This is a genomic window from Aquabacterium fontiphilum (assembly GCF_009909205.1).
In the GTDB taxonomy this organism is placed as follows: domain Bacteria; phylum Pseudomonadota; class Gammaproteobacteria; order Burkholderiales; family Burkholderiaceae_C; genus Aquabacterium; species Aquabacterium fontiphilum.
Map to the genome: position 1 here is coordinate 83682 of NZ_JAAAPN010000001.1, position 26343 is coordinate 110024.

Annotated in this window: 24 protein-coding genes; 15 read left to right on the top strand and 9 right to left on the bottom strand. The window is 68.0% G+C overall.

All coding sequences use genetic code 11. The annotated features are described in order from the left end of the window. Nucleotides 1-60: 60 nt before the first annotated feature. Nucleotides 61-528 carry a cyclic nucleotide-binding domain-containing protein gene (locus tag GTZ97_RS00365; protein WP_161648521.1) on the top strand — a complete coding sequence of 156 codons (468 nt, stop codon included), beginning with the start codon at nucleotides 61-63 and terminating at the stop codon, nucleotides 526-528. Between the two features lie 59 nt (nucleotides 529-587). Continuing rightward, nucleotides 588-1655: an HD-GYP domain-containing protein gene (locus GTZ97_RS00370; protein WP_161648522.1), complete on the top strand. Its 1068-nt coding sequence runs from the start codon at nucleotides 588-590 to the stop codon at nucleotides 1653-1655. On the opposite strand, the gene GTZ97_RS00375 is transcribed toward GTZ97_RS00370, so the two are convergent. Beyond that, on the bottom strand, nucleotides 1636-5694 hold the full coding sequence (locus GTZ97_RS00375) for a response regulator (RefSeq protein ID WP_161648523.1): 4059 nt from the start codon (nucleotides 5692-5694) through the stop codon (nucleotides 1636-1638). The genes GTZ97_RS00370 and GTZ97_RS00375 overlap by 20 nt on opposite strands. A gap of 175 nt (nucleotides 5695-5869) precedes the next feature. On the opposite strand from GTZ97_RS00375, the gene GTZ97_RS00380 reads away from it, so the two are divergent. Then, complete coding sequence (locus tag GTZ97_RS00380) at nucleotides 5870-6868, top strand: KpsF/GutQ family sugar-phosphate isomerase (RefSeq protein WP_161648524.1); 999 nt, start codon at nucleotides 5870-5872, stop codon at nucleotides 6866-6868. Here GTZ97_RS00380 and GTZ97_RS17045 read toward each other — a convergent pair. Continuing rightward, entirely contained in the window at nucleotides 6831-7004 is a 174-nt protein-coding gene (locus tag GTZ97_RS17045) for a hypothetical protein (RefSeq protein WP_407926715.1), read from the bottom strand. The two genes, GTZ97_RS00380 and GTZ97_RS17045, sit on opposite strands and share 38 nt — an antisense overlap. On the opposite strand from GTZ97_RS17045, the gene GTZ97_RS00385 reads away from it, so the two are divergent. Both GTZ97_RS00385 and lptC read left to right on the top strand, forming a co-directional pair. Then, nucleotides 6970-7485 carry a KdsC family phosphatase gene (locus GTZ97_RS00385; RefSeq protein ID WP_407926718.1) on the top strand — a complete coding sequence of 172 codons (516 nt, stop codon included), beginning with the start codon at nucleotides 6970-6972 and terminating at the stop codon, nucleotides 7483-7485. The two genes, GTZ97_RS17045 and GTZ97_RS00385, sit on opposite strands and share 35 nt — an antisense overlap. Continuing rightward, entirely contained in the window at nucleotides 7482-8093 is a 612-nt protein-coding gene (lptC, locus tag GTZ97_RS00390; protein ID WP_161648526.1) for an LPS export ABC transporter periplasmic protein LptC, read from the top strand. The genes GTZ97_RS00385 and lptC overlap by 4 nt, the downstream gene beginning before the upstream one ends. A gap of 94 nt (nucleotides 8094-8187) precedes the next feature. Here lptC and rbp read toward each other — a convergent pair whose 3' ends face one another. Continuing rightward, complete coding sequence (rbp, locus tag GTZ97_RS00395; RefSeq protein WP_161648527.1) at nucleotides 8188-8598, bottom strand: RNA-binding regulator; 411 nt, start codon at nucleotides 8596-8598, stop codon at nucleotides 8188-8190. A 303-nt stretch (nucleotides 8599-8901) separates the two neighbouring features. On the opposite strand from rbp, the gene GTZ97_RS00400 reads away from it, so the two are divergent. Both GTZ97_RS00400 and GTZ97_RS00405 read left to right on the top strand, forming a co-directional pair. Next, nucleotides 8902-9882 (top strand): hypothetical protein, encoded by a 981-nt coding sequence (locus tag GTZ97_RS00400; protein WP_161648528.1) that lies wholly within the window; start codon nucleotides 8902-8904, stop codon nucleotides 9880-9882. Further along, nucleotides 9879-10310: a YchJ family protein gene (locus tag GTZ97_RS00405; RefSeq protein WP_236650928.1), complete on the top strand. Its 432-nt coding sequence runs from the start codon at nucleotides 9879-9881 to the stop codon at nucleotides 10308-10310. Before GTZ97_RS00400 ends, GTZ97_RS00405 begins: the two co-directional genes overlap by 4 nt. A gap of 25 nt (nucleotides 10311-10335) precedes the next feature. Here GTZ97_RS00405 and GTZ97_RS16540 read toward each other — a convergent pair whose 3' ends face one another. Next, entirely contained in the window at nucleotides 10336-10596 is a 261-nt protein-coding gene (locus GTZ97_RS16540) for a YkgJ family cysteine cluster protein (protein ID WP_330863516.1), read from the bottom strand. Nucleotides 10597-10879: 283 nt separating this feature from the next. Here GTZ97_RS16540 and GTZ97_RS00410 point away from each other — a divergent pair, with 283 nt between their 5' ends. Continuing rightward, nucleotides 10880-13000, top strand: a complete 2121-nt coding sequence (locus GTZ97_RS00410) for a tRNA uridine-5-carboxymethylaminomethyl modification enzyme MnmG/GidA (RefSeq protein WP_161648529.1) — start codon at nucleotides 10880-10882, stop codon at nucleotides 12998-13000. Nucleotides 13001-13229: 229 nt separating this feature from the next. Beyond that, nucleotides 13230-13871, top strand: coding sequence for a 16S rRNA (guanine(527)-N(7))-methyltransferase RsmG (gene rsmG, locus GTZ97_RS00415; RefSeq protein WP_236650953.1), 642 nt, complete (start codon nucleotides 13230-13232; stop codon nucleotides 13869-13871). Nucleotides 13872-13911: 40 nt separating this feature from the next. Here rsmG and GTZ97_RS00420 read toward each other — a convergent pair whose 3' ends face one another. Further along, entirely contained in the window at nucleotides 13912-15513 is a 1602-nt protein-coding gene (locus GTZ97_RS00420; protein ID WP_161648531.1) for a choice-of-anchor I family protein, read from the bottom strand. Between the two features lie 158 nt (nucleotides 15514-15671). Between GTZ97_RS00420 and GTZ97_RS00425 the strand changes: the two genes are divergently transcribed. Beyond that, nucleotides 15672-16457 (top strand): ParA family protein, encoded by a 786-nt coding sequence (locus tag GTZ97_RS00425; protein WP_161648532.1) that lies wholly within the window; start codon nucleotides 15672-15674, stop codon nucleotides 16455-16457. A 6-nt stretch (nucleotides 16458-16463) separates the two neighbouring features. Here the strand turns inward: GTZ97_RS00425 and GTZ97_RS00430 are convergent, their stop codons facing one another. Beyond that, nucleotides 16464-18557 carry a hybrid sensor histidine kinase/response regulator gene (locus tag GTZ97_RS00430; protein ID WP_161648533.1) on the bottom strand — a complete coding sequence of 698 codons (2094 nt, stop codon included), beginning with the start codon at nucleotides 18555-18557 and terminating at the stop codon, nucleotides 16464-16466. 61 nt (nucleotides 18558-18618) lie between these two features. On the opposite strand from GTZ97_RS00430, the gene GTZ97_RS00435 reads away from it, so the two are divergent. Genes GTZ97_RS00435 through GTZ97_RS00445 form a run of 3 tightly spaced genes read left to right on the top strand, consistent with a single transcriptional unit; the run spans nucleotide 18619 to nucleotide 20819 of the window. Beyond that, the gene (locus GTZ97_RS00435) at nucleotides 18619-19521 is read left to right on the top strand and encodes a ParB/RepB/Spo0J family partition protein (RefSeq protein WP_161648534.1); all 903 of its coding nucleotides are present in this window, start codon (nucleotides 18619-18621) and stop codon (nucleotides 19519-19521) included. Nucleotides 19522-19541: 20 nt separating this feature from the next. Further along, nucleotides 19542-20282, top strand: a complete 741-nt coding sequence (locus tag GTZ97_RS00440) for a class I SAM-dependent methyltransferase (RefSeq protein WP_236650929.1) — start codon at nucleotides 19542-19544, stop codon at nucleotides 20280-20282. Nucleotides 20283-20303: 21 nt separating this feature from the next. After that, complete coding sequence (locus GTZ97_RS00445) at nucleotides 20304-20819, top strand: flavin reductase family protein (protein WP_161648535.1); 516 nt, start codon at nucleotides 20304-20306, stop codon at nucleotides 20817-20819. A 20-nt stretch (nucleotides 20820-20839) separates the two neighbouring features. On the opposite strand, the gene GTZ97_RS00450 is transcribed toward GTZ97_RS00445, so the two are convergent. The 3 genes from GTZ97_RS00450 to GTZ97_RS00460 all read right to left on the bottom strand — a co-directional run bounded on the left by GTZ97_RS00450 (nucleotide 20840) and on the right by GTZ97_RS00460 (nucleotide 24877). After that, nucleotides 20840-22408 (bottom strand): PAS domain-containing hybrid sensor histidine kinase/response regulator, encoded by a 1569-nt coding sequence (locus GTZ97_RS00450; protein ID WP_161648536.1) that lies wholly within the window; start codon nucleotides 22406-22408, stop codon nucleotides 20840-20842. Between the two features lie 121 nt (nucleotides 22409-22529). Further along, nucleotides 22530-23699: a GGDEF domain-containing protein gene (locus tag GTZ97_RS00455; protein ID WP_236650954.1), complete on the bottom strand. Its 1170-nt coding sequence runs from the start codon at nucleotides 23697-23699 to the stop codon at nucleotides 22530-22532. Nucleotides 23700-23701: 2 nt separating this feature from the next. Next, nucleotides 23702-24877 carry a GGDEF domain-containing protein gene (locus GTZ97_RS00460; protein WP_161648538.1) on the bottom strand — a complete coding sequence of 392 codons (1176 nt, stop codon included), beginning with the start codon at nucleotides 24875-24877 and terminating at the stop codon, nucleotides 23702-23704. A gap of 193 nt (nucleotides 24878-25070) precedes the next feature. On the opposite strand from GTZ97_RS00460, the gene GTZ97_RS00465 reads away from it, so the two are divergent. Both GTZ97_RS00465 and GTZ97_RS00470 read left to right on the top strand, forming a co-directional pair. Beyond that, complete coding sequence (locus tag GTZ97_RS00465; RefSeq protein ID WP_161648539.1) at nucleotides 25071-25634, top strand: cytochrome b; 564 nt, start codon at nucleotides 25071-25073, stop codon at nucleotides 25632-25634. 39 nt (nucleotides 25635-25673) lie between these two features. Continuing rightward, the gene (locus GTZ97_RS00470; protein ID WP_236650930.1) at nucleotides 25674-26306 is read left to right on the top strand and encodes a YceI family protein; all 633 of its coding nucleotides are present in this window, start codon (nucleotides 25674-25676) and stop codon (nucleotides 26304-26306) included. Nucleotides 26307-26343: the final 37 nt, after the last annotated feature.

The window sequence follows — 26343 nt, forward strand, 5'->3', positions numbered from 1 at the left end:
GATGGATTAAAGTCGGTCGATTGCGCTGTACGGCGTCGGATGCGAGCAGGCGAGGCAACGATGGATTCGACAGAACTGATTCAGGCGATACAGACGCTCAACACCGAGGATGCTTTCAGGCCCCGGTTTGACGGGCAGCAGTGGCGCACGTTCTGCCAGTACCTGACCCGTCATGAGCTGCGCTCGGGCGACCTGTTGATCAAGCAGGGCGACCATGATCGGACGGTCTACTTTCTCGGCCAGGGTTCGCTGCAGGTGTTCGTCACGGGCGCGGCACCGGGTGCGTCGCGCATTGCCATCCTGCGGCCGGGTGCCATCTGTGGTGAACCGGGACTGTTCTCTGACATGGCACGGCTGGCCAACGTGGAGGCCATGACGCCTTGTGTGGTGTATGCCTTGCGTCTGCCACGCTTCGAGGAGCTCTCGGCGCGGGTGCCGGCGGTGGCCGTCGAGGTGGTGCGTGCCGCCGGGGCCGTGATGGCCACACGCATGCGCGCCAACCTGACGCGGCAGGTGCCGGTGGCCTGAAGGCTGCCCGTAGACCGAGACAGGCCACGCCGGACCGGCTGACACACAAGGAGAGGGTGATGTCCGTGACGCAAGGGGTGCGTCGATCGACCATTCTGGTGGCCGACGATTCGCCACAGAACATCGAGCTGCTCACGCGCGTGCTCGGGGAAGACTACCGCATCAAGGTGGCCACCTCGGGCGAGAAGGCCCTGCAGCTGGCCTACTCGGACGAGCCGCCAGACCTGATCCTGCTCGACATCATGATGCCCGACCTCAGCGGGCACGAGGTGTGCCGCCGCATCAAGGCCAACCCCGACCGGCGACGCATACCGATCATCTTCGTGACGGCGATGAGCACGGTCGATGATGAACGCCTGGGCCTGAGTCTGGGTGCCGTCGACTACATCACCAAGCCGATCAGTCCACCCCTGGTGCAGGCCCGCGTGCGCACCCATCTGGCGCTGTACGACCAATCGCGCGAGCTCGAACGCATGGTGGCCCAGCGCACCAGCGAACTCGTGGCGACGCGCCAGCAGATCATCCGTCGCCTGGGGCGCGCGGCGGGCTTCAAGGACCAGCAGGGCGGCAACCATGTCGTGCGCATCAGCCACATCTCGCGTCTGGTGGGCATGCAGATTGGCCTGGGACCCGAGGCGCTGCAGCTGCTGTTCCAGACCTCCGCCCTGCACGACGTGGGCAAGATCGGCATCCCGGATCACATTCTTGGCAAGCCCGGCCCGCTGAACGATGAGGAGCGCGCCATCGTGCGCCAGCACCCGCAGATCGGCGCCGACATCATCGGCAAGCACGAGCACGAACTGCTGGCCACCGCGCGCACGATCGCGCTCACGCATCACGAGCGCTGGGACGGCACCGGCTACCCGCAGGGCCTGCAGGGCGAGCAGATCCCGCTGTTCGGCCGCATCGTCGGCATGGCCGATGTGTTCGATGCGCTGATGAACCGCCGGCCCTACCGGGCGGCGATGACGGCCGCCCAAGCCTTGACCATCATGGCCGACGAGCGCGGCCGGGGTTTCGACCCGGCGCTGGTCGACGCCTTCATGCAGCAGCAGTACGAGATCCTGCGCATCATGGAGCTTTACGCCGACGACCGCGGCGCTGGATTCAGCGATTCGCAGATGTGAGCTTGGTCAGTGCGGCTTCGGCCGCGTCGAAGTCGTACTGTTCCAGGGCCTGACGCAGGACCTGCACGTGCGGCTCGTCCAGCAGGGCGGGCCAGCGGTCGAGCAACTCCTGCAACAGGTCGCGTGCGTGGGCGTCGTGGTCGCTCAACAGGGTGCGCAGCGTGGCCCAGTGCGGCGTCAGCTCGGCGTTGCCCAGGGTGGCCTGCAGGGCCTGCTGGCGCGTCGCATCGGGTTGCTGCATGCGGTCGATCTCGTGCAGCACGGAGTCCAGCGCGGCCACGGCGGCACGGCGTTCGGCCTGGCAGGCCTCGCGCCAGTCAGAGGCGTCGGTGGCCTGGGCCAGGGCGATCAGTTTTTGCTCAAGGGTGTGGCAGTGCGCATGCAGCTGCCGCGCGCCGATGTTGCCGGCCAGGCCCTTGAGCGTGTGGGTGAGCAGTTGCGCCTGTTCACGGCTGCCGCAGGCGTCGAACAGCGCACCGAAATCGCGCTGCGTGCGCGCAAACCCCCGCAGCAGCCGGCTGTAGAGGTCGAGGTTGCCCATGCAGCGGGCCATGCCGTCGGCGGTGTCGAGCGTGTCGGTGCCGGGGGCCTCGGGTGCGGCGGCTTCGGGCAGCGCCAGCGCGTCGCCGGGACGGCTGGGCCGGATCCACCGCGCCATGATGGAGAACATGCGGCCCAGATCCAGCGGCTTGGTGATGTGGTCGTTCATGCCGCTGCGCAGCACGCGGTCGCGGTCGGTGGCCATGGCGCTGGCCGTCATGGCGATCACCGGCAGGCCCTGCCACTCGGGCCGCTCGCGGATGCGCTCGGTGGCGCTGTAGCCATCGAGCACGGGCATTTGGCAGTCCATCAGCACGCCGTCGAAGGGGCCGTTGTCGTCCAGCTGGCGCAAGGCCTCTTCGCCGTTGTTGGCGGTGACCACGGTCATGCCGACGCGCTCCAGCAGGTCGCGCGCGAGTTCCTGGTTCATGGGCTGGTCTTCGACGAGCAGCACGCGCGCGCCGGCGAGTTGCTCGCGGGCTTGCTCCAGGATGCGTGTGCTTTCCGGGGCGGCCGAGGGTGGCGCCTCATCCTTGCCGAGCACGCGGCTGAGGGTGTCGAACAGGGTGGACGGGGTCACGGGTTTGTTGATCACGCCGGCCAGGCCCACGCCTTGCGCGGCCTGCATGGCCTCTTCGCGGCCGAAGGCTGTGACCAGCAGCACGCACGGGCGCTGCTCGGGGGGCAGGGCCAGGGCGGCGCGCGCAAAGGCGATGCCGTCCATCCCGGGCATGCGCCAGTCGGTCAGGATGATGTCGTGCGGCCGACCTTCACTGGACGCCTGGCGCATCTTGGTGAGTGCGGTTTCGCCGCCGTCGCAGGTTTCAACGCTCAGTCCCAGGCGGTGGGCCATGTCGCCGAGCACCTCGCGGGCCGTGGCGTTGTCATCCACCAGCAGCACGCGCTTGCCCTGCAGTTCACTGGCCATGAGCGCCCGCCGGGCCTGCGGCTGAGACTGCAGGCCAAAGCGTGCGGTGAAGTGGAAGGTGGAACCCTTGCCGGGCTGGCTGTTGGCCCAGATGCGCCCCCGCATGAGCTCGACCAACTGGCGTGAGATGGTCAGACCCAGCCCGGTGCCGCCGTACTCGCGCGTGGTGGAGCTGTCGGCCTGGGTGAAGGGCTCGAACAGCTGCTCGATCTGATCGTGGCGCATGCCGATGCCGCTGTCGCGGACCCAGAAGTGCAGCAGCACTTCGTGGGCGTCCACGCGCTGCACCTCGCAGCCGATCAGGATCTCGCCCTTTTGCGTGAACTTGATGGCGTTGGTGCCCAGGTTGATCAGGATCTGGCCGAGCCGGGTGGGGTCGCCGATCAGGGCGGTGGGGATGTCGGGAGGCGCGGTGAACAGCAGCTCCAGGCCTTTTTCTTCGGCGCGCACGCCCAGTACCTCGGCCATGTGGCGCACGACGTCTTCGAGCTGAAAGGGCGTGGTTTCGAGTTCGAGCTTGCCGGATTCGATCTTGGAGACGTCCAGTACGTCGTTGAGGATCTGCAGCAGGGCGGTGGCGGCGCGGTGGGCCTTGTCGATGTAGCCGCGAGCCTTCGATGGCAGCTCGTCCATCAGGGCCAGGTGTGTCATGCCCATGATCGCGTTCATGGGCGTGCGGATCTCGTGCGACATGTTGGCCAGGAAGTGGGTCTTGGCGCGGGTCGCGGCTTCGGCAGCTTGCTGGGCGGACTGCTGGGCAGCTTCGGCGCGCTTGCGGGCGCTGATGTCCTGGATGATGGCGCACAGCTGCATGCGCTGCTCGAACTCGAAAGGCACGAGCACGACCTCGGCGTCGAAGGGCTCGCCGTCCAGGCGGGTGTGGCGCCATTCGAAGGTCAGCGCCTCGCGGGCGGTCACGGCCGCCTCGACACGGGCTTGAAGGACCGGGTCATGGGCATGTGCGGGCGACAGCGGTGGACGGGTCAGATCCAATCCGAGCAAGGCTTGCTCGCTGTCGCCGGCAAACAGGCGCACCGCGCTGGGATTGCAACGCGTGATGCCCTGCTCGGCATTGAAGAACAGGAAGGCTATGGGCGCATTGGTGAAGACGGCCTGCGAGCGGGCTTCAACTTGCTTGCGCGCGGTGATGTCCATCCAGTAGCCGTTGTAGACGCGGCCACCGTCGGTGCTGACGGTGCACTGGCTGTCGCAGCGCAGCCAACGGCGTCCCCGCGGGGTGTCAACGGCAAAATCGGTGGCCTTCTGAGGCGGAAGAGGCTGCTCGTGGGGCTCGCCGCCCATGCGCTCCCACACGCGTTCGGGGTTCGCCAGAATGTCGCCCTGATCCATGCCCAACAGGGCGGCTGCGCCGTCGCCCAGAAAGCTGAATCGTCCGGCACCTTGAGCCGGCTGACGATAGCAGAAGACGGTCAGCGGCAACGCGTGGGCCATGTGTTCCAACTCGCGCTGGGCGCGCGTGATGACGGCCTGGCGGCGGATGCGCTGGCCGATCAGCGCCAGCACCCCGTGACCGGCAAACAGCACCAGGGCGGTCAGCGCGAGCATGCCAGCGATCAACTGGGCCTCGCCAGCCAGGGGCACAAGAATCCAGGCCGTCAGGTTCATGCCATCCAGCGGGCGCGACAGCGCGAGGTAGCGCTGACCTGCGTCGTGTACCAGCAGCACCTGCTGGTTGCCGACGTTGATGCGCTCAAGCCGCCAGTCCAGGGTTTCAGGGAGGCGGCTGTACAGGCGCTGTGCCTGTTCTTCGGGCAGCTTGCCCGTGCTGGCCAGCGGAGTGCGTTGCAGCGGCACCTGGATGTTCGGCGCCATGACGATCACGCCATGCTCGTCGGTGACGAACAGGCGACGTTGTGGATCCTCGAACATGGGGCTGAAGTGCCGGCTGTACTGCATGACCACCACGACACCGAGTGGCGCATCCGGGCTGCCGACTCGGGAGGAGAAAAAGAGCGCCGGACCACTGGCGACCTGGGAGACGGCAAACTGGTGCCCCAAGCCGCTGGTGTTGTCCAGCGCATCAATGTAGTAGCGTCGGCCGCGGAAGCTGCGGCCGATGGCGTTGTCAGCCAGCTCGTGGTTGCTGTCGGCCAGGGCCGTGCCGTAGGAGTCGGTCAGGAAAAGGGCGCTGAGACCGAAGTCGTCGGCCGTGTCCTTGAGCAGGCGACTGAGTTGCAACACGCCCGGGGCGTCCTGCGCCATGGACTGGACCTGCTGGCGCTGCTCGACGCTGAGGCGGTCGCTGCGGGCCAGGCGCGTGTCCTGAAGGAACTGCAGGATGCCATTCTGGCGACTCAGGGCGCGCGGCAGCACGGTCAGCTGCTGCAGGCTGGCCGTGAGTGTGCGGTGCGCGCTGTCGAGCCGATGGGCTGCAGCGTCGACCTGTTCGGCCCGCCGATGGGCCACGGCGGTGTGGGTCAGCCAGGCGCCGGCAACCAGAACCAGCGCCGTCCACACCACGGCGGCCACGGTCACGCGCCGGGACAGGGCTCGCCAAGGCCGAGGGGCGACGCGCGTGGGGGCTGCTTGGGCGGGCGGGGCCAGGGCCATGGGGTCCTCCGTGGTGTGGGCACCCCGTCGGGCCTGAGCCCTCAGAGCGCATGCCGACGAGTGTGCCTTGCTGCCGCTTTTCGGCCTAGTGGGACAGGCCCCATTTATGTCTACGGAACAACAACAGAGTGCACACAACCTAGAATCAGGTTTGCTTCCAACTGACCGCTTTCCCATGTCTCTCCCCCATTTGACGACCCAGGCCGTGGTGGCTCAGGCTCAGCGTGCGCTGGCCATTGAGGCGCAGGCGCTCAGCGACCTGCGTGAGCGCCTGTCCGGTGCAGCGGGTGAGGCCTTTGCGCGTGCGGTGCAGACCGTGTTGGCCTGCCAGGGCCGGCTGGTGGTCATGGGCATGGGCAAGAGCGGTCATGTGGGCCGCAAAATCGCCGCCACGCTGGCCTCGACCGGCACGCCGGCCATGTTCGTCCACCCCGCCGAGGCCCATCACGGCGACCTGGGCATGGTGCGCCCTGGCGACGTGGTGCTGGCCATTTCCAACTCGGGCGAAAGCGAAGAGCTCACCGCCTTGCTGCCCGTCATCAAGCGGCAGGGCATTGCATTGCTGGCCATGACGGGCAAACCTGGTTCGGCACTGGCCCGTCATGCCGACGTGGTGCTTGACAGCGCCGTCGACCAGGAGGCCTGCCCCTTGAACCTGGCGCCCACAGCCAGCACCACCGCCCAGATGGCCCTGGGCGACGCCCTGGCCGTCGCGCTGCTCGACGCGCGCGGCTTCAAGGCCGAGGACTTCGCCCGGTCGCATCCGGGCGGCTCGCTGGGCCGGCGCCTGCTGACCCATCTGCGCGATGTCATGCGCCAGGGCGATGCCGTGCCCCGCGTGCGGCCAGACGCGGGCTTCAGCGAACTGATGCGCGAAATGAGCGCCAAGGGCCTGGGCGCAGCGGCTGTGGTCGGCGAGGCCGGCGAGGTGCTGGGCGTGTTCACCGACGGCGACCTGCGCCGCCGCATCGAAGCGGGAGCCGACCTGCGCGCGCAGCGTGCGGTGGACCTGATGACGCCGGCGCCGCGCACCGTGCGCGACGACGTGCTGGCGGCCGAGGCGGTGGCTTTGATGGAGACGCACCGCATCAACACCCTGCTGGTGGTTGACGCCGACGGGCGCCTGGTGGGCGCCGTCAACACCAACGACCTGATGCGCGCGAAGGTGATCTGATGCCGTCCGCCCCTTCCGTGACCCCCGCCGTGACCTTGCCTGAACCGGCCTTGACTTTTCCCGAACCGCTGCTGAGCCGCTGCGCCGGTGTACGCGCTGCGATTTTCGATGTGGACGGTGTGCTGACCGATGGCACGCTCTACATCAGCGAGGCGGGCGAGACGCTCAAGGCCTTTCACGCGCTCGATGGCCACGGGCTCAAGCTGCTGGCCATGGCCGGCATCACGCCGGTTGTGATCACGGGCCGCGACTCGCCCGCCGTGCGCCGCCGCCTCAAGGACCTCGGCGTGAACCACGCGGTGTTTGGGGCACACGACAAGCTGGCGGTGGCGCAGCCGTTGCTCACGCAACTGGGTGTCGCGTGGACGGAGGTTGCCGTGATGGGTGATGACTGGCCCGACCTGCCGCTGTTGCTGCGGGCCGGGGTGGCCGTGGCGCCGGCCAACGCGCATGCCGAAGTACGTGCCGTGGCCCACCACGTGAGCACCCTGCGGGGCGGCCAGGGCGCGGCGCGCGAATGTTGCGATCTGCTGCTGCGCGCCACTGGCCATTACCGCCGGCTGTTCCACAGCCACGCTGAAACGCTGGACACGACTGCGGAGGGGCCCCGCGCGTGAAGGCCGCCAGTTGGACCTGGATCGAGCGCGCGCAGGCCGCGCTGCCTCTGCTGGGCCTGGCCGCCGTGGCCGGCTTCACCTGGTGGCTGGTTCAGTCCTCCGGCGAGCGGGTGACGCGGGCGTCGGCTCCCCTGACACCGGACACGGCCGATGTCGAGCTGGAAGAGGCCCGTGTGCTGAGGGTTGGGCCCGATGGGCGCCTCCAGGCCGTGCTGACGGGCGAGCGCATTCGTCATCTGCCGGTGCAGGAGCGCCTGCTGGTCGAGCGCCTGAGCCTCAGTGCCCTGGACGAAGCGGGCCGGCGCGTGCAGGCCGAGGCCTTGCGCGGGCAGGCTGACGAGCGCGCCGAACAAGTGACGCTGTCTGGCGTGGCGCGCGTGGTGTTGACCCCCGCATCCGACGCGGGCAGCGTGTCTGCGCCGCCCACGCGGGTGGAAGGCGAGGAGTTGGTGGTGACCCTGCCCACGCGGACCGTGCGATCGGATCAGCCCGTGGTCGTGATGCAGGGCGACAATGAACTGCACGCGCGCGCTTTCGTCCACGACGGTCGCCAAGGTGTGACCGAGCTGAGTGGTCGCGTGACGGGCCGCCTCATGCCGCAGCCCTGACCGGGCCGGTCGCCCCGCTGAGGGCCATGAAAAAAGGCGACCCGCTGGGTCGCCTTGTCGTGTGGGGTGTCGTGCGGCAGGTCAGCCGCGGCGATCAGTAACCGCCGCCGTAGCCACCACCGTTGCCGCCACGGCCACCGCCGTAGCCGCCTTCGCGACGACCACCGCCGCCGCCGCCGCCACCGAAGCCACCTTCACGGCGGCCACCGCCGTTGCCGCCGCCACCGTAGGGGCTGCGGAAGCCAGCCGGACGCTCTTCGCGCGGACGGGCCACGTTCACCACGACGGCACGACCGGCCACGGGTTGGCCGTTGAGGCCGTTGATGGCAGCCTGTGCCTCTTCGTCAGAAGCCATCTCGACAAAGCCGAAGCCCTTCGAACGACCGGTTTCGCGGTCCATCATGACTTTGGCCGAGTTGACCGAACCGAATTGCGAGAACGCGTCATTCAAATCCTGATCGCGGACGCTGTAGGCCAGATTGCCCACGTACAGCTTGTTGCCCATCAGAGAGCTCCTTTCCAATTAACCATGCGGAGCTTCAACCCATCAGGACCCATTCCATCAGACGGTGTCGCATCCAGACACAGACCTGACCATTATGGGTGAGCTACATCGCTTTCACCACACTTTCCACCTGAAAATTTAAGGCGATGTCAACCCATTGTGTGGGTTGTTGTGCTGGCCCCTCAGGATCCGATTCGGGCTAGCCCTATGATCAAGCGCCTGAATTCGACGCCTTCATCGCGGCCCGTTCAAGGGGCACAGGGCGCCACGCGGGCGCACAGCGTGGACCATCAGGGACCTTGCATGAGTGACGAGATCGATACCTTGGGAGGCGCTTCGCGGCGTCGCAATGGCGCCGGATTTGACTGGGGTCAGGCCATGGGCCGGGTGTTCAGCAGCCTGGAGGGCCTGCGCGAGGGCCGGGCGCTTTACATCCTGCTGGCCACCTTTTGCGGCGCCGGGCTGGCCGGGGCGTCTGCACAGGCCTCATTTGGCCGCGACGAACTGGCCTGGGCCGTCGGCCAGGGCGCGGCCGGGCTGTTCGCGGCCTTCTATGGCGTCAATGCCGCCGGGCTCGTGATGATGGATCGGGCGATGGGTCGCCCGCCGCGCGAGGTGATGCAGGCTGTCGAAGACGCCCTGGGCATGGCCCATCGCGTGCTGGTGGTCCTGGCGTGCATGCTGGCGGCTGGCGCCCTGGTGGCTGCAGCGCTGGGTGGCCTGTACTGGCTCAGCGGTTTGCGGGGCGTGGGCCCGTGGTTGTTTGCGGTGGTGGCGCCGGTCACGGTGGTGGTGATTGGCCTGACGGTGGTCGCCGGTGCGGCCGTGCTGGCACCGCTGACGGCCCCCACGGTCTGGAGTGGCCTGGGCTCGATCGGCGCGTTGCGGCGCGTGGCCTGGTTGATGCGGCGGCGCCTGCTGCCAGCGACGGTGCTGACGGCGGCGCTCAGCGTGGCGACCGGCCTGGTCGGTGCCGCCACCAGTGGCCTGGTGCTGCTGGGCGGGCGGGTGATGGCGGAGGCTTCGGTGTGGATCATCGGCGTCGACGTGCCGCCCGAGGCGCTCATGGCCGGGCTCATCGGACGCGGCGTCTGGGTGAACAACCCGTCTGCCGTGCCGGCCGAGTCTTTGCAGTACATCTGGTCGGCCACGATTGGCGGCGGGGTCATTTTTGCGGTGGCGCTGGTGCTCCCCACCCTCGTGTACCTGCGCGGGGTGTGCGAGATCCATTTGGCGCTGGCGCCTGCGCCAGGCCAGACGGACTCGACCGAAGGCGCGGCATGAGCCGCATGGTCCCGATGGCGGTGGCATGCCCCTGTGGGCAACCGCAAGCGTATGAGGCCTGCTGCGGGCGTTTTCACGCGGCCTGGGCGCGCGGCGACCACGCCGCGATGGCGCCCGGTCCCGAGGCCTTGATGCGCTCACGGTATACCGCGTTTGTCTACGACTTGCGGCCGTACCTGCTGGCGACCTGGCATCCGGATACCCGCCCGGCCGAGATCGAGCCGCCCGAGCCGGGCCTGAGATGGCTGGGGTTGACGGTGCAGCGGGTGGGTTCGACCGGTGGTGGGGACGAGGGCACGGTCGCGTTCGTTGCGCGCTACAAGATCGGGGGCCGGGCCCACCGCCTGGTGGAGCACAGCCGGTTCGTACGCGAGTCGGGCATCTGGCTGTACGTGGCCGCGCTCGACGGTGCGGTGCCCGTCAGCTGAACAGGCGGGCCCGACGGAGGCGGTCTCAGCCTGCAGGCTGGGTGGCGCGCTCGAGTGCGCCCAACCAGCGCATGGCATGTTCGCGCGTGTCGCCACACATGTCGGGGCTCGGCTGGAGCGAGCCGCAGACCGCAGGCCGCTGTGGCTGACCGAAGAGGCGGCACCGCAGGAACTCATCGAGATGAGGGCAGGGCACGCCGGCTGGCTTGCCCTCCGGCAGGCCGGGCAGCGGGGAGCTGATGGAAGGGGCGATGCAGCAGGCAGCGCAGCCCGAACGGCATTTCACGAGTGCGGCGAACAGCAGACAGGCCCGCCGTGTCGCGGCGGCGTGCCGCAGGAAAGGGGACCCTGCTTGAATGCTCAGTGACGACAGCGAGACATTCACTATACGGACAAGTCTGGCGCTTGCCAAGCGCCAGCTGAGCCGCGCAGGCGCAGGGCCGGGCGCGTCGCAGACGCCGAGAAGGCCGCGCGCGGGGGCATCGCCACAGGCAGCCCCCGTCTCGGTACAATGGAAGGTTGCTCAAAAATGTGGCAACGGCCTGTCGGGCCGGGCCAGCGAGGTGCGCATGCTGTATCCACAAGAATTTGATGTCATTGTCGTTGGCGGGGGCCATGCGGGTACCGAGGCCGCGCTGGCCGCCGCCCGCATGGGCTGTGCCACGCTGCTGCTGACCCACAACATCGAGACGCTGGGGCAGATGAGCTGCAATCCCTCGATTGGCGGCATCGGCAAGGGCCACCTCGTCAAGGAGGTGGATGCGCTGGGCGGGGCCATGGGCCTGGCCACCGACGAAGGCGGCATCCAGTTCCGTATCCTCAATTCGAGCAAGGGCCCGGCCGTGCGCGCCACCCGTGCCCAGGCCGACCGCATCCTGTACAAGGCCGCCATCCGCAAGCGGCTCGAGAACCAGCCGAACTTGTGGCTTTTCCAGCAGGCGGTGGATGACCTGATGGTCGAAGGCGATGGCGACGGGGCCCGGGTGGTGGGTGCCGTCACGCAGGTGGGCATCCGTTTCCGGGCGCGGGCGGTGGTGCTCACGGCCGGCACCTTTCTGGACGGCAAGATCCACGTCGGGCTGAACAACTACAGTGCGGGCCGCGCGGGCGACCCGCCGGCCGTGTCGCTGTCCGGGCGGCTCAGGGAGCTCAAGCTGCCGCAGGGTCGCCTGAAGACCGGCACGCCGCCGCGCATCGATGGCCGCAGCATCGATTTCTCGAAGCTGACCGAGCAGCCAGGCGATGGGGTGGAGCGGGTGGGTGGCTGGGGTGAGCCCGGTGCGCCCCTGTCGGCGCCCACAGGGCCCGGTGTGCCGGTGTTCAGTTTCTTCGGCTCGCCCGAGATGCATCCGCGCCAGCTGCCGTGCTGGATCACCCACACCAACCAGCAGACGCACGACATCATCCGCTCGGGCTTTGACCGCAGCCCGATGTTCACCGGCGTGATCGAAGGGGTGGGGCCGCGCTACTGTCCGTCCATTGAGGACAAGATCAACCGCTTCGCCGACAAGGACTCGCATCAGATCTTTCTGGAGCCCGAGGGCCTGACCACGAACGAGTTCTATCCGAACGGCATCAGCACCTCGCTTCCGTTCGACATTCAGCTCAATGCATTGCGCACCATGCCCGGACTGGAGCAGGCCTACATCCTGCGCCCGGGCTATGCGATCGAATATGACTACTTCGATCCGCGCGAACTCAAATCGACCTTCGAAACCAAAGCCATTGCCGGGCTGTTCTTTGCCGGCCAGATCAACGGCACGACGGGCTACGAAGAGGCGGCCGCGCAGGGGCTGTACGCGGGGGTCAATGCTGCGCTGCAGGCGCAGGGCAAAGAGGCGTTCACGCTGCGGCGCGACCAAGCCTACCTGGGGGTGCTCGTCGACGACCTGATCACCAAGGGCGTGACCGAGCCCTACCGCATGTTCACCAGCCGGGCCGAGTTCCGGCTGCAGCTGCGTGAGGACAACGCGGACATGCGTCTGACCGAACTGGGACGGGGTGTGGGCCTGGTGGACGACGCTCGCTGGGACGCCTTCAACCGCAAGCGCGACGCGGTTTCACGTGAAACAGAGCGGTTACGCAGCACGTGGGCCCGCCCGGCAACCCTGCCGGCGGCAGACGCCGAGCGACTGGTGGGCAAGCCGCTTGAACGGGAATACAACCTCGCTGATCTGCTTCGGCGCCCAGGAGTCGGGTACGACCAAGTCGCTGAAGTCGGCCAGATCGCAGCTGCGGAGCAAGCCCGCCTGCGCGCAGGGTCTGGCCGGGATGAGTCGGCCGCCTCGTGTGTTTCACGTGAAACGCTGGCTGCTGAGCTTGGCGCCGCGCTGGCTGGCGCGGTGATCGAGCAGGTGGAGATCAGCATCAAGTATGCGGGCTACATCGACAAGCAGAACGAAGAGGTCGAGCGCGCAGCCCACTATGAAAACCTGCGTCTTCCAGACGAGCTCGATTACATGGCAGTCAGCGCCCTGAGCCATGAGGTCCGCCAGAAGCTCAACAAGCATCGCCCGGAAACACTGGGCCAGGCTTCACGAATGTCCGGCATCACGCCTGCCGCGATCTCGCTGCTGTTGATCCACCTGAAGAAGGGGCGGTTCAAGGGCTTTGCTGCCAATGATGGGCGGCACGAACAGCAAGATGTTCAGCGACGCGACCCGCCTCACACGGGCGGCGAGGCGGCTTGATCCACGAACGACTGCGCTCGTTTTTCTCTCGACCTTTTCTGTTCGACTCTGTTTGTCCACGCCCATGCCCCCACCTTTCAGACGCTCTGCTGGTCGCTCCAGTCGCCCGGCTTCCCATCCCACGTCGGATGGCGCGGCCCCGGCCTTGCGTGCCAACAAGGCGGCAGCGCCCGGGCCAGCTTGGACGGCCACGCAGTGGCAGGAGGGCGTGGCCGGTGTCGCGGCAGACATGCAGTTGAGCCTTGACGCGAGCCAGATTGAACGCCTGGCCGCCTACCTGGCCTTGCTGGCGCACTGGAACGTGACGTTCAACCTGACGGCGGTGCGTGACCCGCGCGAGATGCTGAGTCACCATCTGGCGGACTGCCTGGCCGTGTGCGCACCCTTGAGCCGACAGCTGGGCTTGCCCTGGGGGGCGGCGGCAGGCGGTGGATCGCCTGCTGGTCAGCCCTTGAAACGGCTGGTCGACGTGGGCAGCGGCGGGGGCTTGCCGGGAGTGGTGCTGGCCATCGTGTTTCCTGACCTGTTGGTGACCTGTGTCGACACCGTGGGCAAGAAAGCAGCCTTCATCCGTCAGGTGGCAGCCGAGTTGCGGCTCAGTAACCTCCGCGCGGAGCATGCGCGGGTCGAGCAGCTTGCGCTCCAGGCCGATGTCGTGAGTTGCCGGGCATTTGCCGCGCTCGCTGATTTCACCGCCTGGACACGCCAGTTGTTGGGAACGGACGGTGTCTGGATGGCCATGAAGGGGCACGATCCAGTAGAAGAGCGGGCGACGCTCCCGCCCGATGTGGATGTGTTTCACGTGGAACCCATCGTCGTGCCGGGGCTGGAGGCGGCACGTTGCATCGTGTGGATGCGGCCGGCCGCCTGAGCGGGTCGATCCAGCGCGCCTCGGCGGCCAACTACACCTCTCAACAACTGCGGGCGCGACGGCGGGCAGCAAGGCCCACGACCAGGAGCCCGGCCGCCATCAAGGCGTAGACCTCTGGCTCCGGCACCGGGGCCGTCGCCGTGGCCAGGTAGAACACGGCCGTGGTGTTTGTGACCTCATTGGACAAGGCCAGGTAGTAATCGTCCCCCATGCGGAAGCCCTTCAGGCCTTCGGGGGATCGGCTGCCATCGGCCACCAGCATGCGCACGAAGCTCACCTGATACGGATCAGTGATGTCGAACACAGCCACGGCCGCTTGCGTGGTGCGCTCCAGGCCGATGAAGGCGAACGTCCGGCCGCCGATGTCCATCAGCTCGACACCTTCGGGCTCCACGCCTTTGTCGCGGCTGCGCCCATCGTCGTAGATGCCCAGGGCAATGGCCTCGCGGTCCAGGATCTCGCCGCTGTCGAAGACCAGGTTGCCGTCTCCGTCGCGAATGGAGAACGAGCGCGCACCCGCCACGTACAGGTTGCCGGGAGACGAGTCGGTGTTCGACACGCGCAGGTTGGACAGCAGGGTGCCCGTCAGGCTCGGGTCCACATTGGCGGCCGGGCTGCGGTCGGCGTCGTCTTCGCGGAAGTCGCCCTCGTTGGCCATCACCAGATACGTCTTGCCCGCGCGCTGGTAGGTGGCGATGCCGTCGGGCATGTACAGGCCCTTGGCGTTGACCGAAACCAGTTCGATCTGGTTGTTCGTCTGGGTGCTGTCGTTCTTGGGATCGATGCGGTTGCCCGGGGCACTGAAGTCCTTGGCGCCCAGGCCGACGACCTTCTCGAACTGGCCGCTGGCGATGTCGAGCACGCCAATGCCGTTGGCCTCCTGCAGTGTCACATAAGCCTTGGTGCCGGCGGCGTTGACGGCGATGTACTCCGGTTCGAAGTTCATGCCGGTGTTGGTGCGCAGGTGGCTGCCCGTGCGCAGCGCGGTCTCCAGGTTGGTGCTGGTGGTCACGGCGCCCGACGCCAGGTCGATGATGCTGACGCTGCCGGCCGGGTCGAGCGGGTTGCTGCCATAGCTGCGCGGAAAACTGCCCGCCGGGCTGGTCAGGCTGCCGTAGTGCACACCGGCCCCGGTGGCCCCGGTGGTGCTGTTGTTGGGCGTGCCCTCGTTGGCCACCAGCAGCTTGCGGCCATCGGGCGTGAAGGTCAGCATGTCGGGCAGGGCGCCCACGGTGTAGCTGGCGCTCAGCGTGCGGCTGGCGGTCTGCCAGGTCTGTACCACGCCCGGCAGCTCGCGGTTGGTCTTGTTCTCGATGGCCAGGGCGGCGACGCCGTTGTGGATGGTGACGCTGTTGACGAAGCCGTAGGCGCTCACATCAATGCGCTCGATGAAAGCGCCGGTGCGGGCGTGGAGGATGTCGATGCCGGTCACGCCTGACACCCACAGCTCGTTGCGGGTGGCGTCGAAGCTGACGATCTCGGAGAGAAAGCCGCCGTTGGCGCTGTGCTGGTAGGTCCACGACAGGCTGGCGTTGTCCAGCAGGCCGGCGTGAGCCGAGGGCAGGGCGCCAGCGAGGGCGAAGGTGGCGGCCAATGAGACCGCGCAGGCGCGGTGCGCCACAAGAGTCAGGGTCTTTTTCATAAGGTGGTCATGCAGGGGGTACAACAATCCATGGGGCGCATCTGGGCGCCGGCCGCCCGTAATGTCGGCGTCGCACATGAAACCCCCGTGACAGCGCGGGCGTGCATGACGCCGCAAGACCCCCAAGATCCCCCGTGGATACGGGGATAATCCGACTCATGCCGCACATCTTCTGCATTGCCAACCAAAAGGGTGGGGTGGGCAAGACCACCACGACCGTGAACCTGGCCGCCGGCCTGGCCCTGATCGGGCAACGGGTGCTGATCGTGGACCTGGACCCGCAGGGCAATGCCACGATGGGCTCGGGTGTGGACAAGCGCACGCTGGCCCACACGGTCTACGACGTGCTGCTGGAAGACGCCAGCATTGCGGAGGCGCGGGTGCGCAGTGACAAGGGCGGCTACGACGTGCTGGGCGCCAACCGCGAACTGGCCGGCGCCGAAGTGGAGCTGGTCAACCTTGAGCGGCGTGACCGGCGCCTGAAAGCGGCCATCGAGGCGGCCGCAGCCGATTACGACTTCGTGCTGATCGACTGCCCGCCCTCGCTCAGCCTGCTGACGCTCAACGGCTTGACCTGCGCGCATGGCGTCATCGTGCCCATGCAGTGCGAGTACTTTGCGCTCGAAGGGCTCACCGATCTGGTCAACACGGTCAAACAGGTGCACGCCAACCTCAACCGCGAGCTCAAGCTGATCGGCCTGCTTCGGGTGATGTTCGACCCGCGCATCACCTTGCAGCAGCAGGTGAGTGACCAGCTCAAGGGCCACTTCGGCGACAAGGTGTTCAACACCGTCATTCCGCGCAATGTGCGCCTGGCCGAGGCGCCGAGTTACGGGGTGCCGGGTGTGGTGTTCGATCCGGCCAGCAAGGGGGCGCAGGCCTTTGTGGGTTTCGCGCGCGAACTGGTCGAGCGCGTGGCGCACGAGCCGGCGCCCGTGGCCTGACGGCCCTCAGCCCCGCTGCCCGAGGAGTTCATCCAGGCAGCGCAGCAGCGCCAGGACGTCCAGCGGCTTGGTCAGGTAGGCCTTGAAGCCGCGCGCCTTGGCCGTGTGGATGCGGTCGGGCATGGCGTCGGCCGACAGGGCCACGCGCGGCACGTCGGCCAGTCCGGGCACACGCGTGAGCGCATCGGCCAGATCCAGCCCACTCATGTCGCCCAGGTGCATGTCGATGAGCAGCAGGTCGGGTGGCGTGCGCCGTGCCAAGGTCAGGGCGCGCTCGCCGTTGGTGGCCACCAGCAGGCGCCAGTGCGGGCGCAGTTTCAGCACCTCGTGCACCAGCATCACGTTGACTTCGTTGTCTTCGGCGTACAGGATGGTGGCCGCCTGCTGGGCTGCCGGGGTGGCGTCGTGCAGCGGCACGTGGTCAGAGGGCTGGGGCGCGTCGGCCGCCTGGGGCAGATTCAGCGTGAAGGTGCTGCCCACCCCGGGCTGGCTCTGCACGGCCACCTCGCTGTGCATCAGCGTCAGCAGGCGCTGTACGATCACCAGGCCGATGCCGGTGCCTTCAATGGCCGTGCGTTCGGCGCCCAGCCGGTTGAAGGGCTCGAAGAGTTGTGCCAGTTGCTCGGGCCGCATGCCAATGCCGGTGTCGGCCACGCTCAGCCGTATGCGTGCGCCCTGGTCGGTCTGTGTGCTGCTGCCGGTCAGGCGCACCGCGCCGCCAGGCTGGTTGTACTTGATGGCGTTGCTCAGCAGGTTGACCAGCACCTGCCGCAGCCGCACCCGATCGGCCTGGGCGTACAGGTGGTCGGCCAGCGCGCTGGCATCGAGCTGCACATGGGCCTGGCGTGCCTGCGGCTCGACGAGGGCCAAGGCTTCGTCGACCACGCTGCGCACGTCGACCGGCTCGATGGACAAGGGCAGGTCGCCGGCTTCGATGCGCGACAGGTCGAGCACATCGCCCAGCATCGACAGCAGATGCTTGCCGGCTTTCTCAATCAACTGCACACGGCCACGCTGTTCGGCGCCAAACAGGCCGCTGCGGTCCATCAGCAGCAACTGCGCGAAGCCGATGACGGCGTTCAGCGGCGTGCGCAACTCATGGCTCATGCGCGAGAGGAACTCGCTCTTGGCCTGGTTGGCGCGTTGGGCGGCCTCGGCCGAGATGACGGCGTCCGCGTAGAGCTTTTGCTCGGTCACATCCTGAACGTAGCCGTACCAGGCGGTGTATCCCTCGGTGCCTTCTCGCTGGCCGATGGACTGGCCCGCCATCCAGCGCACGCCCTTGCCAGGCAGGCAGACCCGGTACTCGTAGCGCTGCAGCTCACCGGGCTGCTCGCAGACCAGCCGGCTCAGCCGCTGGATCTCGGGCAAATCGTCCGGGTGGATGCGTTCGTGGTGCGAGGCCCAGGTCCATTGGTCTGCGGCGATGTCGTCAAGTGCGTACAGCTCGCGCGCGCGCTCGCTCACGTAGGCCAGCTCGGCGCGGCCGTCGGGCGCCACCATGACCTTGAACAGCACACCAGGCAGGTTGCGGCTGAGGCTCTTGAGCATGGCATCGCGGGCTTCCAGGCGCCGTGCCAGGCGCTTGCGCTCGGTGATGTCCTGGATCACGCCGTACCAGATGCGGTGGCCGTTCTCGGTGCGCTGCAGGCCGAGCTGCAGCCACACCCAGGAGTGGTGGCCATCGCGGCGCTGAATGCGGAACTCGCCGGTCAACTGCCCCGATCCGGCATTGGCGTCGGCTTCAAGCGCGGCAATCTTGGGCAGGTCTTCCGGGTGCAGGCGCTGGACGATGGCTTGGAACAGCGCCTCTGGTTGCAACAGCAGGGCGGGGTCGAGATCAAACAGCGTGGCCAACCCGTCGCTGGCAAATGGGATCACGCGGGTGCCGTCGGGCGCCCGGTCGAGGATCAGCAGCGCACCCGGCACGTGGTGGCTGAAGCCCGTGAGCACGCTGTCGCGCTCGGCAAGCGCCGCCCGCAGGCGGGTGATCTCGGCCTCGCCGGCCACCACCGCCGCGCGCAGCCGAGCCAGCTCGGACGCCGCGTCGTCGTCAGGCTGGGCAGGATGCGGTCCGGAAGGTACAGCAGTGGGCTCCATCAACTTCAGATTATCGAGCCGGGCTGGTCCGGAAGGAATGGTTGCGGCGACAATGCGGCCCATGGCGACGAAAAAATCCAAAGGTTTGGGCATGGGCCTGGAGGCCCTTTTGGGCCCCAAGGTCAGTGATACCCCGCGGTCGGCGGCCGAGGGCGCGCCGTCGGTGCTGCGCTTGGATGTGTTGCAGCCCGGCAAGTACCAGCCGCGCACGCGCATGGACGAGGGCTCGCTCTACGAGCTGGCCGAGAGCATCAAGTCGCAGGGCATCATGCAGCCCATCCTCGTGCGCCCCGTCGGCGGTGGCAAGTACGAGATCATTGCCGGCGAGCGCCGCTCGCGTGCGGCCCGGCTGGCGGGCCTCAGCGAGGTGCCGGTGCTGGTGAAAGACGTGCCTGATGAGGCCGCTGCCGCCATGGCGCTCATCGAGAACATCCAGCGCGAGGACCTCAACCCGCTCGAAGAGGCCCAGGGCCTGCAGCGCCTGACCACCGAATTCGGTCTGACGCACGAGCAGGCCGCCCAGGCGGTGGGGCGCTCGCGCAGCGCGGCCACCAACCTGCTGCGCCTGCTGAACCTGGCCGAGCCCGTGCAGGGCATGCTGATGGCCGGCGACCTCGACATGGGCCATGCGCGGGCGCTGCTGCCGCTGGACAAGGCCTTGCAGATCACCACGGCCAACGAGGTGGCGGCGCGCAAGCTCAATGTGCGCGAGACCGAAAAGCTCGTGGCGCGCACGCAGGGCATGGGCCGCCAGACGCCGCTGTTGCGCGTCAAACAAGAAAAGTCTCGCGACCTGCAGCGCATCGAAGAGGCGCTGTCTGACCTGTTGACCGCGCCGGTGCAGATCCATGTGCGCAAGCGCACCAAGCGCGGCGAACAAGGCGAGGTCACCATTGCCTTCGGCAGCCTGGACGAGCTCAACGGTCTGATCGACAAGCTGCGGGGCGGCCGCGGCGAGGCGTAAGCCCGGTGCGGCTGTGGCCCTTGCCCTGGCCGCTCCCGGCGGCCCTGACCTGGCTGCTGGCCTGGGCGTTGGCCTGGGTGCTGCATCAGGCGGGTGCCCCGGGCTGGGCGGTGTGGGCGCTGCCGGCCGCGGGCGCGGCGCTGCTGGCGCTGATGCCGGCGGTGGCGGCCACCCGGTGGCGCCAGGTGTTCGTGGCGGCTGGCTTTCCGGTCAGCGCGCTGGCGCTGGGGCAGGCCGCGGCGCTGCCGGCCTGGTTGTGGCTGGTGCCCCTGGCCGTGTTGCTGCTGGCCTATCCACGGCAGGCCTGGCGCGATGCGCCGGTCTTTCCCACGCCGGCGGGCGCATTGCGCGCGCTGCCGGCGCATGTGGCCCTGCCGCCGGGCGCGGCCATCCACGATGCTGGCTGCGGCCTGGGCGATGGCCTGAAGGCGCTGCGCGAGGCCTACCCGACTGCGCAACTCAGTGGCATCGAGTGGAGCTGGCTGTGGTGGGCGGTGGCCCGGCTGCGCTGCCCCTGGGCCCGCGTGCAGCGCGGCGACATGTGGGCGGTGGACTGGTCGGCCTTCGAGATGGTCTATCTGTTTCAGCGCCCCGAGAGCATGCCGCGGGCGCTCGAAAAAGCCCGGCGCGAGATGCGGCCGGGCACCTGGCTGGTCAGCCTGGAGTTCGAAGGGCGCGATGCCCAGGGCCATGCCCACGCGCCGCATGTGGTGCTGACGCTGCCTGGCGGGCGGCCGGTGTGGGTCTACCGTCTACACTGAGCGCTTGCTCTCTGGATTGCCATGCCTGATCTGCCCGCCGCCCCCTCGTCCGCGCCCCCGTTTTCTGCCGAGGACTTCCGCGCCGCGCTGGGCCAGTTCACCACCGGTGTCACCATCGTCACGGCGCGCACCCCCGATGGACGGCTGGTCGGGTTGACAGCCAACTCATTCAACTCGGTGTCGCTGGCGCCGCCGCTGGTGCTGTGGAGCCTGGCGCGTCAGTCCACCTCGATGCCGGGCTTTCTCTCGGCCACCCACTACGCCATCAATGTGCTGGCCGGTGACCAGCGCCTGCTGGCGGAGCGCTTCGCCCGCAAGGGCATCGACCGCTTTGAAGGCACGCCGTGGCGGCCAGGCCTGACCGGCGCGCCCGTGATCGATGGCGCCGTGGCTGTCTTCGAGTGCAGCCACCGTAGCCAGCATGACGAGGGCGACCACGTCATCTTCGTGGGGCAGGTGGCCCATTGCCGCCGACGCATTGGTGCCACGCCGCTGGTGTTCCACGGCGGGCGCTTCTTTCCCGATCTGCCGATCTGAGCGCCTGCAGGGCCGGCTCGTCAGCCGGGCGCCACGAGCTCGCCCCGGGCGCAGCGATCCAGCAGCCGCAGCAGCCGGCTGACGTCCAGCGGCTTGCTCAGGTAGGCGACGAAGCCGCGCTGCTGGGCGGCGTGGATCTGATCGGGCATCACGTCGGCCGACAGCGCCACGCGGGGGATGTCGCTGGTGGCCGGATGGGCCGACAGCGAATCGGAGACATCCAGCCCGGTCATGTCGCCCAGGTGCATGTCAAGCAGCAGCAGGTCGGGCGGCTGCGTCATGGCCCGTGTGATGGCCTCCTCACCCGAGGTGGCGACGTCCAGCGCCCATTGGGGCCGCATGCGCAAGACCTGACGCACCAGCTCGACATTGACCGGGTTGTCTTCGGCGTACAGCACGTGCAGCGTGCGGCTGCCGAGGTCGTCGAGCGCGCCGAAGCCTGAGCGCGTGGTGCGGCCGCCCTCGGGCTCTTCCTCGGCCTCTGACCGCGCCAGCGGCAGCCACACGCGAAAGGTGGAACCCACCTCCGGTGTGCTGCTGACCTCGACCCGCCCGTTCATCAACTCGACCAGGCGGCGCACGATGACCAGCCCGATGCCGGTGCCTTCGATGGTCGTGCGCTCGGCGCCCAGGCGGTTGAAGGGCTCGAACAGGTGGGCCTGCTGCGTGGGCGTGAGGCCGCGGCCTGTGTCGGTCACGGCGAACACGACGGCCTCATCCACCTGCTGCGCCTCGATCAGCACCCGGCCGCCGGGGCGGTTGTACTTGATGGCGTTGCTCAGCAGGTTGAGCAGCACCTGGCGCAGGCGGACCTGGTCGGCCACCACCAGCCAGTCAGGCTGGGCCGGCGTGGCGCGCAGCGACAGGTGCGCCTCCGCTGCCTGGTTCGAGACCAGGGCCACGGCCTCGTCGAGCGCCTGGGCCACGGCCACGGGCTTGAGCGTCATCGGCAGGCTGCCGGCTTCGATGCGCGACAGATCCAGCACATCGGTGAGCATGGCCAGCAGGTGGGCGCCAGCGCGCTCAATGTGGTCCACCTTCTGGCGCTGCACGTCGGTCAGCGGGTAGCGCGGGTCGACGCGCAGCAGTTGGGCAAAGCCCAGCATGGCGTTGAGGGGCGTGCGCAGCTCGTGGCTCATGCGCGAGAGGAACTCGGTCTTGGCCTTGCTCGCCCGCTCGGCCGCCTGGGCCGCGGCCATGGCTTCCTGGGTCTGGCGGCGATGGCCGATGTCTTCGGCCACGGCCACGAACTGCCTGGGCTGGCCGGCCTCGTCGCGCCAGACACTGAGATTGAGTGCCACCCAGACGACATGGCCATCGGGCCGCACGCAGCGCAGTTCGACGCTGCCGGGGCAGGGCGATCCGGTGGCCCGCGCCATGTCCATCTGGGCCTGGGTCAGCGGCCAGTCATCGGGGTGGACGAGGTCCTGTGCCAGCAGGCCGACCAGGTCGACCGCATGGCGGCCGGCGATGGCCGCAAAACGCGGGTTGACTTCGAGAAAGCGTCCCTCAAGCGACAGACGAGCCAGGCCAGACCCGGCCTGTTCGAAGATCTGGCGATAGGGCGCGTCGTGGGACGGGCTGTGCATGATCAAATGGGCTGCGGTGCGCCACACCTCTCATTCCGGCTGGCACCTGTGTGCGGCGCTTTCACCAGACGACTCCCTGTGCATCCGGAGGTGGCGCGCCCCGGGCTGTCGTGAAACTGTCTCACACTTGGCCGGTTTCGGCCAGTTCCCCCTGCATGGTCGGCCGGGTGGCCGAGGGGGCGGGCAACACCACCGTGCGGTTGCGCCCGGCGGCCTTGGCCTCGTAGAGGCCCCGATCGGCCCGCTCCAGGGTTTCATGCAAGGGCTCGCCGAGCGGGTGAGCCGTCACACCGGCCGAGAAGGTCACATGGATGCCTGCAGGCCAGTGGGCGGCCGCGGCTGCTCGGCGTAGCCGGTCCAGCGCGGCCTCGACGCCCGGGGTGCCGGGATCGGGTGCGGTGAACATCAGCAGAAACTCTTCGCCACCCCAGCGCGCCAGCGTGTCGGTCTGCCGCATGACCTCGCCGGCCACGCGCGCGAAAGTGCCCAGCACCTGGTCACCCGCCTGATGGCCCAGCCGGTCGTTGATCTGCTTGAAGTGGTCCAGGTCGATGATGGCCAGGCAGAAACCCTCGCCGCTGCGTTGCTGACGCAACGCTTGCTGCTCCACCAGCGCCTGCATGTGGCGCCTGTTGTACAGGCCAGTGAGCTCGTCGCGCATGGCCACCTGCTCCAGCCGGGCCAGGGCCTCGCGCAGCGCCTGCTTGCGCTGCACCAGCCGTTCGCGCACTTGCGCCACGTAGAAGGCCACGGCCGACAGCGCCGGCAAGGTGCAGGCGGTCAGCACGAACTTGATGAACTCCAGCCGGGCGTCGAACAGGTCGGGGTGCTGCCAGACCATGGCGGTCATCACCACGCCCAGCCCGAGCACGGTGAACACGCCCATGATCACCACCTGGCGCGCGCTCAGCGTGAACATGCCGAAGACCAGCACCAGCGACACCAGCATCAGCACCGAACTGCGAACCGGCCCGGTGATCACATAGGCAAACAGGATGGCCACGATGGCGTAGAGGCACTGGGGCAGGTCCATGCCGGGGTTGCCCAGCCTGGAAGACAGGTCGGTGCGCACCAACAGGTAGAAGGTGGGCATGCCGACCCAGATGTAGGCCATCAGCACCCAGCCCCAACCCTGTTCGACCAGCCCGATGTCCATGCCGTAGGCCAGCAGCATCGAGCTGATCACATAGCCGTACACCGCGATCATGCTCAGCTTGACGCGGCCACGGAGCTTGGGCTCGGTGCCCAGCACGAGATCGAGCAGGCGGCGCCAGGGCCGCTTCCAGGTCATGTTCACGAGGGCAGGGCCGCCTCGGCGTTGGAATGGGCGGCGGGGTTGTCGGCACTGGATCGTGTGGCATCGATCACCGTGCGGTTGCGGCCGTCGCGCTTGGCCCGGTAAAGCGCCTTGTCGGCGCGGTCAATGCATTGGTCCAGCGATTCGTGGTCGTCATAGGCCGTCAGGCCGGCCGAGAAGGTGACCTTGAGTTGCGGCATGGCAGGCACCAGCACAGCCTCGGCCAGCGCGGCTCGGGCGCGTTCCAGACCGATGTTGGCCAGTTCGGGCGCCGTGTCGTTGAGCAGCAGCAGAAACTCTTCACCGCCCCAGCGCGCCACCACATCGGTTTCGCGCAGCGCGCGCTGCAGCACCTGGGCAAAGTGGCGCAGCACCTCGTCGCCCACGTTGTGGCCATGGGTGTCGTTGATGCGCTTGAAGTGGTCGATGTCCACCACGGCCAGGCAGAAACGGTGGTGGCCCGAGCGGATCAGGCGCTTCTGGTGCTGGCCCAGCACCTCCATCATGTGGCGGCGGTTGATCAGGCCGGTGAGTTCGTCGCGCGTGGCCAGGATCTGAATGCGGGTCAGCGCCTGGGCCAGCTCGTCTTTCTGCTTCTGCAGGCGCGACCTCAGGCTGCTGAGCTGGGCGGCCAGCGACGAGATCGTGGGCACGATGGCGGCCGTCAGCACGAAGTGGGCGATTTCAAGCTTCCAGGGGTAGTGAACCGGATCGGTCTGGGTCTTGTACAGGATGATCAGGCCCATCAGCACCACGGTGTAGGCGCCGGCGATGCGGGCGCCCTTGGGCTTCATGTTGAAGATGCCGAAGACCAGTACCAGCGCCAGCAGCATCAGCGTGGAACCATGGACCGGGCCGGTGACCGCATAGGCGCCACCGATGATGGTCAGCGCTGACAGGATCTGCGGCAGGGTCATCGCCGGGTCGGCGTAGCGCTGGTTGGCGCCCGAGCGCAAAAACCCGTACCAGAACAGGCAGTTGACGACGATGATCCCGCTCAGGCGCCAGACATCGTCAAAATCCATGAAGCCGATCCACGCCGCATACAGCTGCAACAGACAGCAGGCCACGAACACATTGGCCGCCAACAGCGAGCGCGTGATGCGCAGGCGTTGCTTGGGGTCGCGGCTCAGCAGCGCGTCCAGCAGGCGGGGGAGGAGGCGGGTCGACATGACAGCTTGGTGACAACTTGTCCCACTATCGGACGTTCTGCTTCATCCTTGAGCCCGTTTGCGCACGATCGCCCCTGAGGCTTTGCGCCTGCGCTCAAATTCTTTGAACGATGGCGTGAAGGCAGCGCAACGTGTTTCACAGGATGAACGGTACGCTGACATCATCGGCACATCGCCTCCAGGAGGAACGGTCATGAAACACGGTGAAAGCCCGGCAGACCCACGTTACAGCACCCCTGCAATCGTCTTGCACTGGGTGCTGGCGCTGGGCATCGTGGGCGCCTTCGCCATGGGCTGGTACCTCAGCGAGCAGCCGTTTTCGCTGTCCAAGCTCAAGCTGATCAACTGGCACAAGTGGGCGGGCATCACCATTCTGGCTCTGTCGGTGCTGCGCCTGTTGTGGCGCCTCACGCACCGGCCGCCGGCCTTGCCAGCCCGGGTGGTGGGTGCCATGCCCCGCTGGCAGCAGGCCGCACACCACGGGGTGCACCACCTGCTGTATGGGCTGTTCTTTGCCGTGCCGTTGCTGGGCTGGGCCGCCAGTTCAGCCAAGGGCTTTCCCATCGTGTGGTTTGGCGTGCTGCCGCTGCCCGACTGGGTGGGCGTCGATCAGGAACTCGGCAAGACCTTGCAGGGTCTGCATGCATGGGCCGCATGGGGGCTGATCGCGCTGGCGGGCCTGCACGTCGCCGCGGCGCTCAAGCACCAACTGGTCGACCGTGACGGGCTGATGGCCCGCATGCTGCCCCGGCGCTGAGCGGCCGCCGCCACCCGTACATCACGCGAAAGACTGTCCATGCACGCAACGCACTTTCCCCCCCGCTTCCGACTCGCCCTGACCATGGCCGTATCGGCCAGCCTGATGACTTGGGCGCCCGGGGCCCCTGCACAGACAACCGCGCCCACCGCGACCCCCGCCTCCGCCGCGCCCGCGTTGAACCTCGTGGCGGCCCAGAGCGAGGTGGGCTTCGTGGTCCGCCAACTCGGCGTGCCGCTCAACGGCCGCTTCCAGCGTTTTGCCGCGCAGGGCCGGTTCGATCCGCGCGCTCCCCAGGCCGGCCAGATCGCCTTTGACGTCGAGCTCGGCAGCGTCAGCCTCAATCCCGATGCCGATGTCGAGCTGCCCAAGCCCGAGTGGTTTCACACGGCGCGCTTCCCGAAGGCCAGCTTCCAGTCCACGCGCATCACCGCGACCGGGCCGGGCCGCTTCGACGTCGCCGGCCGGCTCACCATCAAGGGGCTGAGCCGCGACCTGGTCGTGCCCGTGCAGCTGGCCCAGGCCCAGGGGCTGAGCACCGTCACCGGTACCGCCACGCTGCGTCGACTCGATTTCAAGATCGGCGACGGCGAATGGACCGACACCAGCATCGTCGCCAACGACGTGCAGGTGCGCATCAAGCTCGTCTTCCGCGGCATGCCGCCGCTGTGAGTTTCTTTCCCGCGCCAGCCGGCGCTTGTCTGTTGCA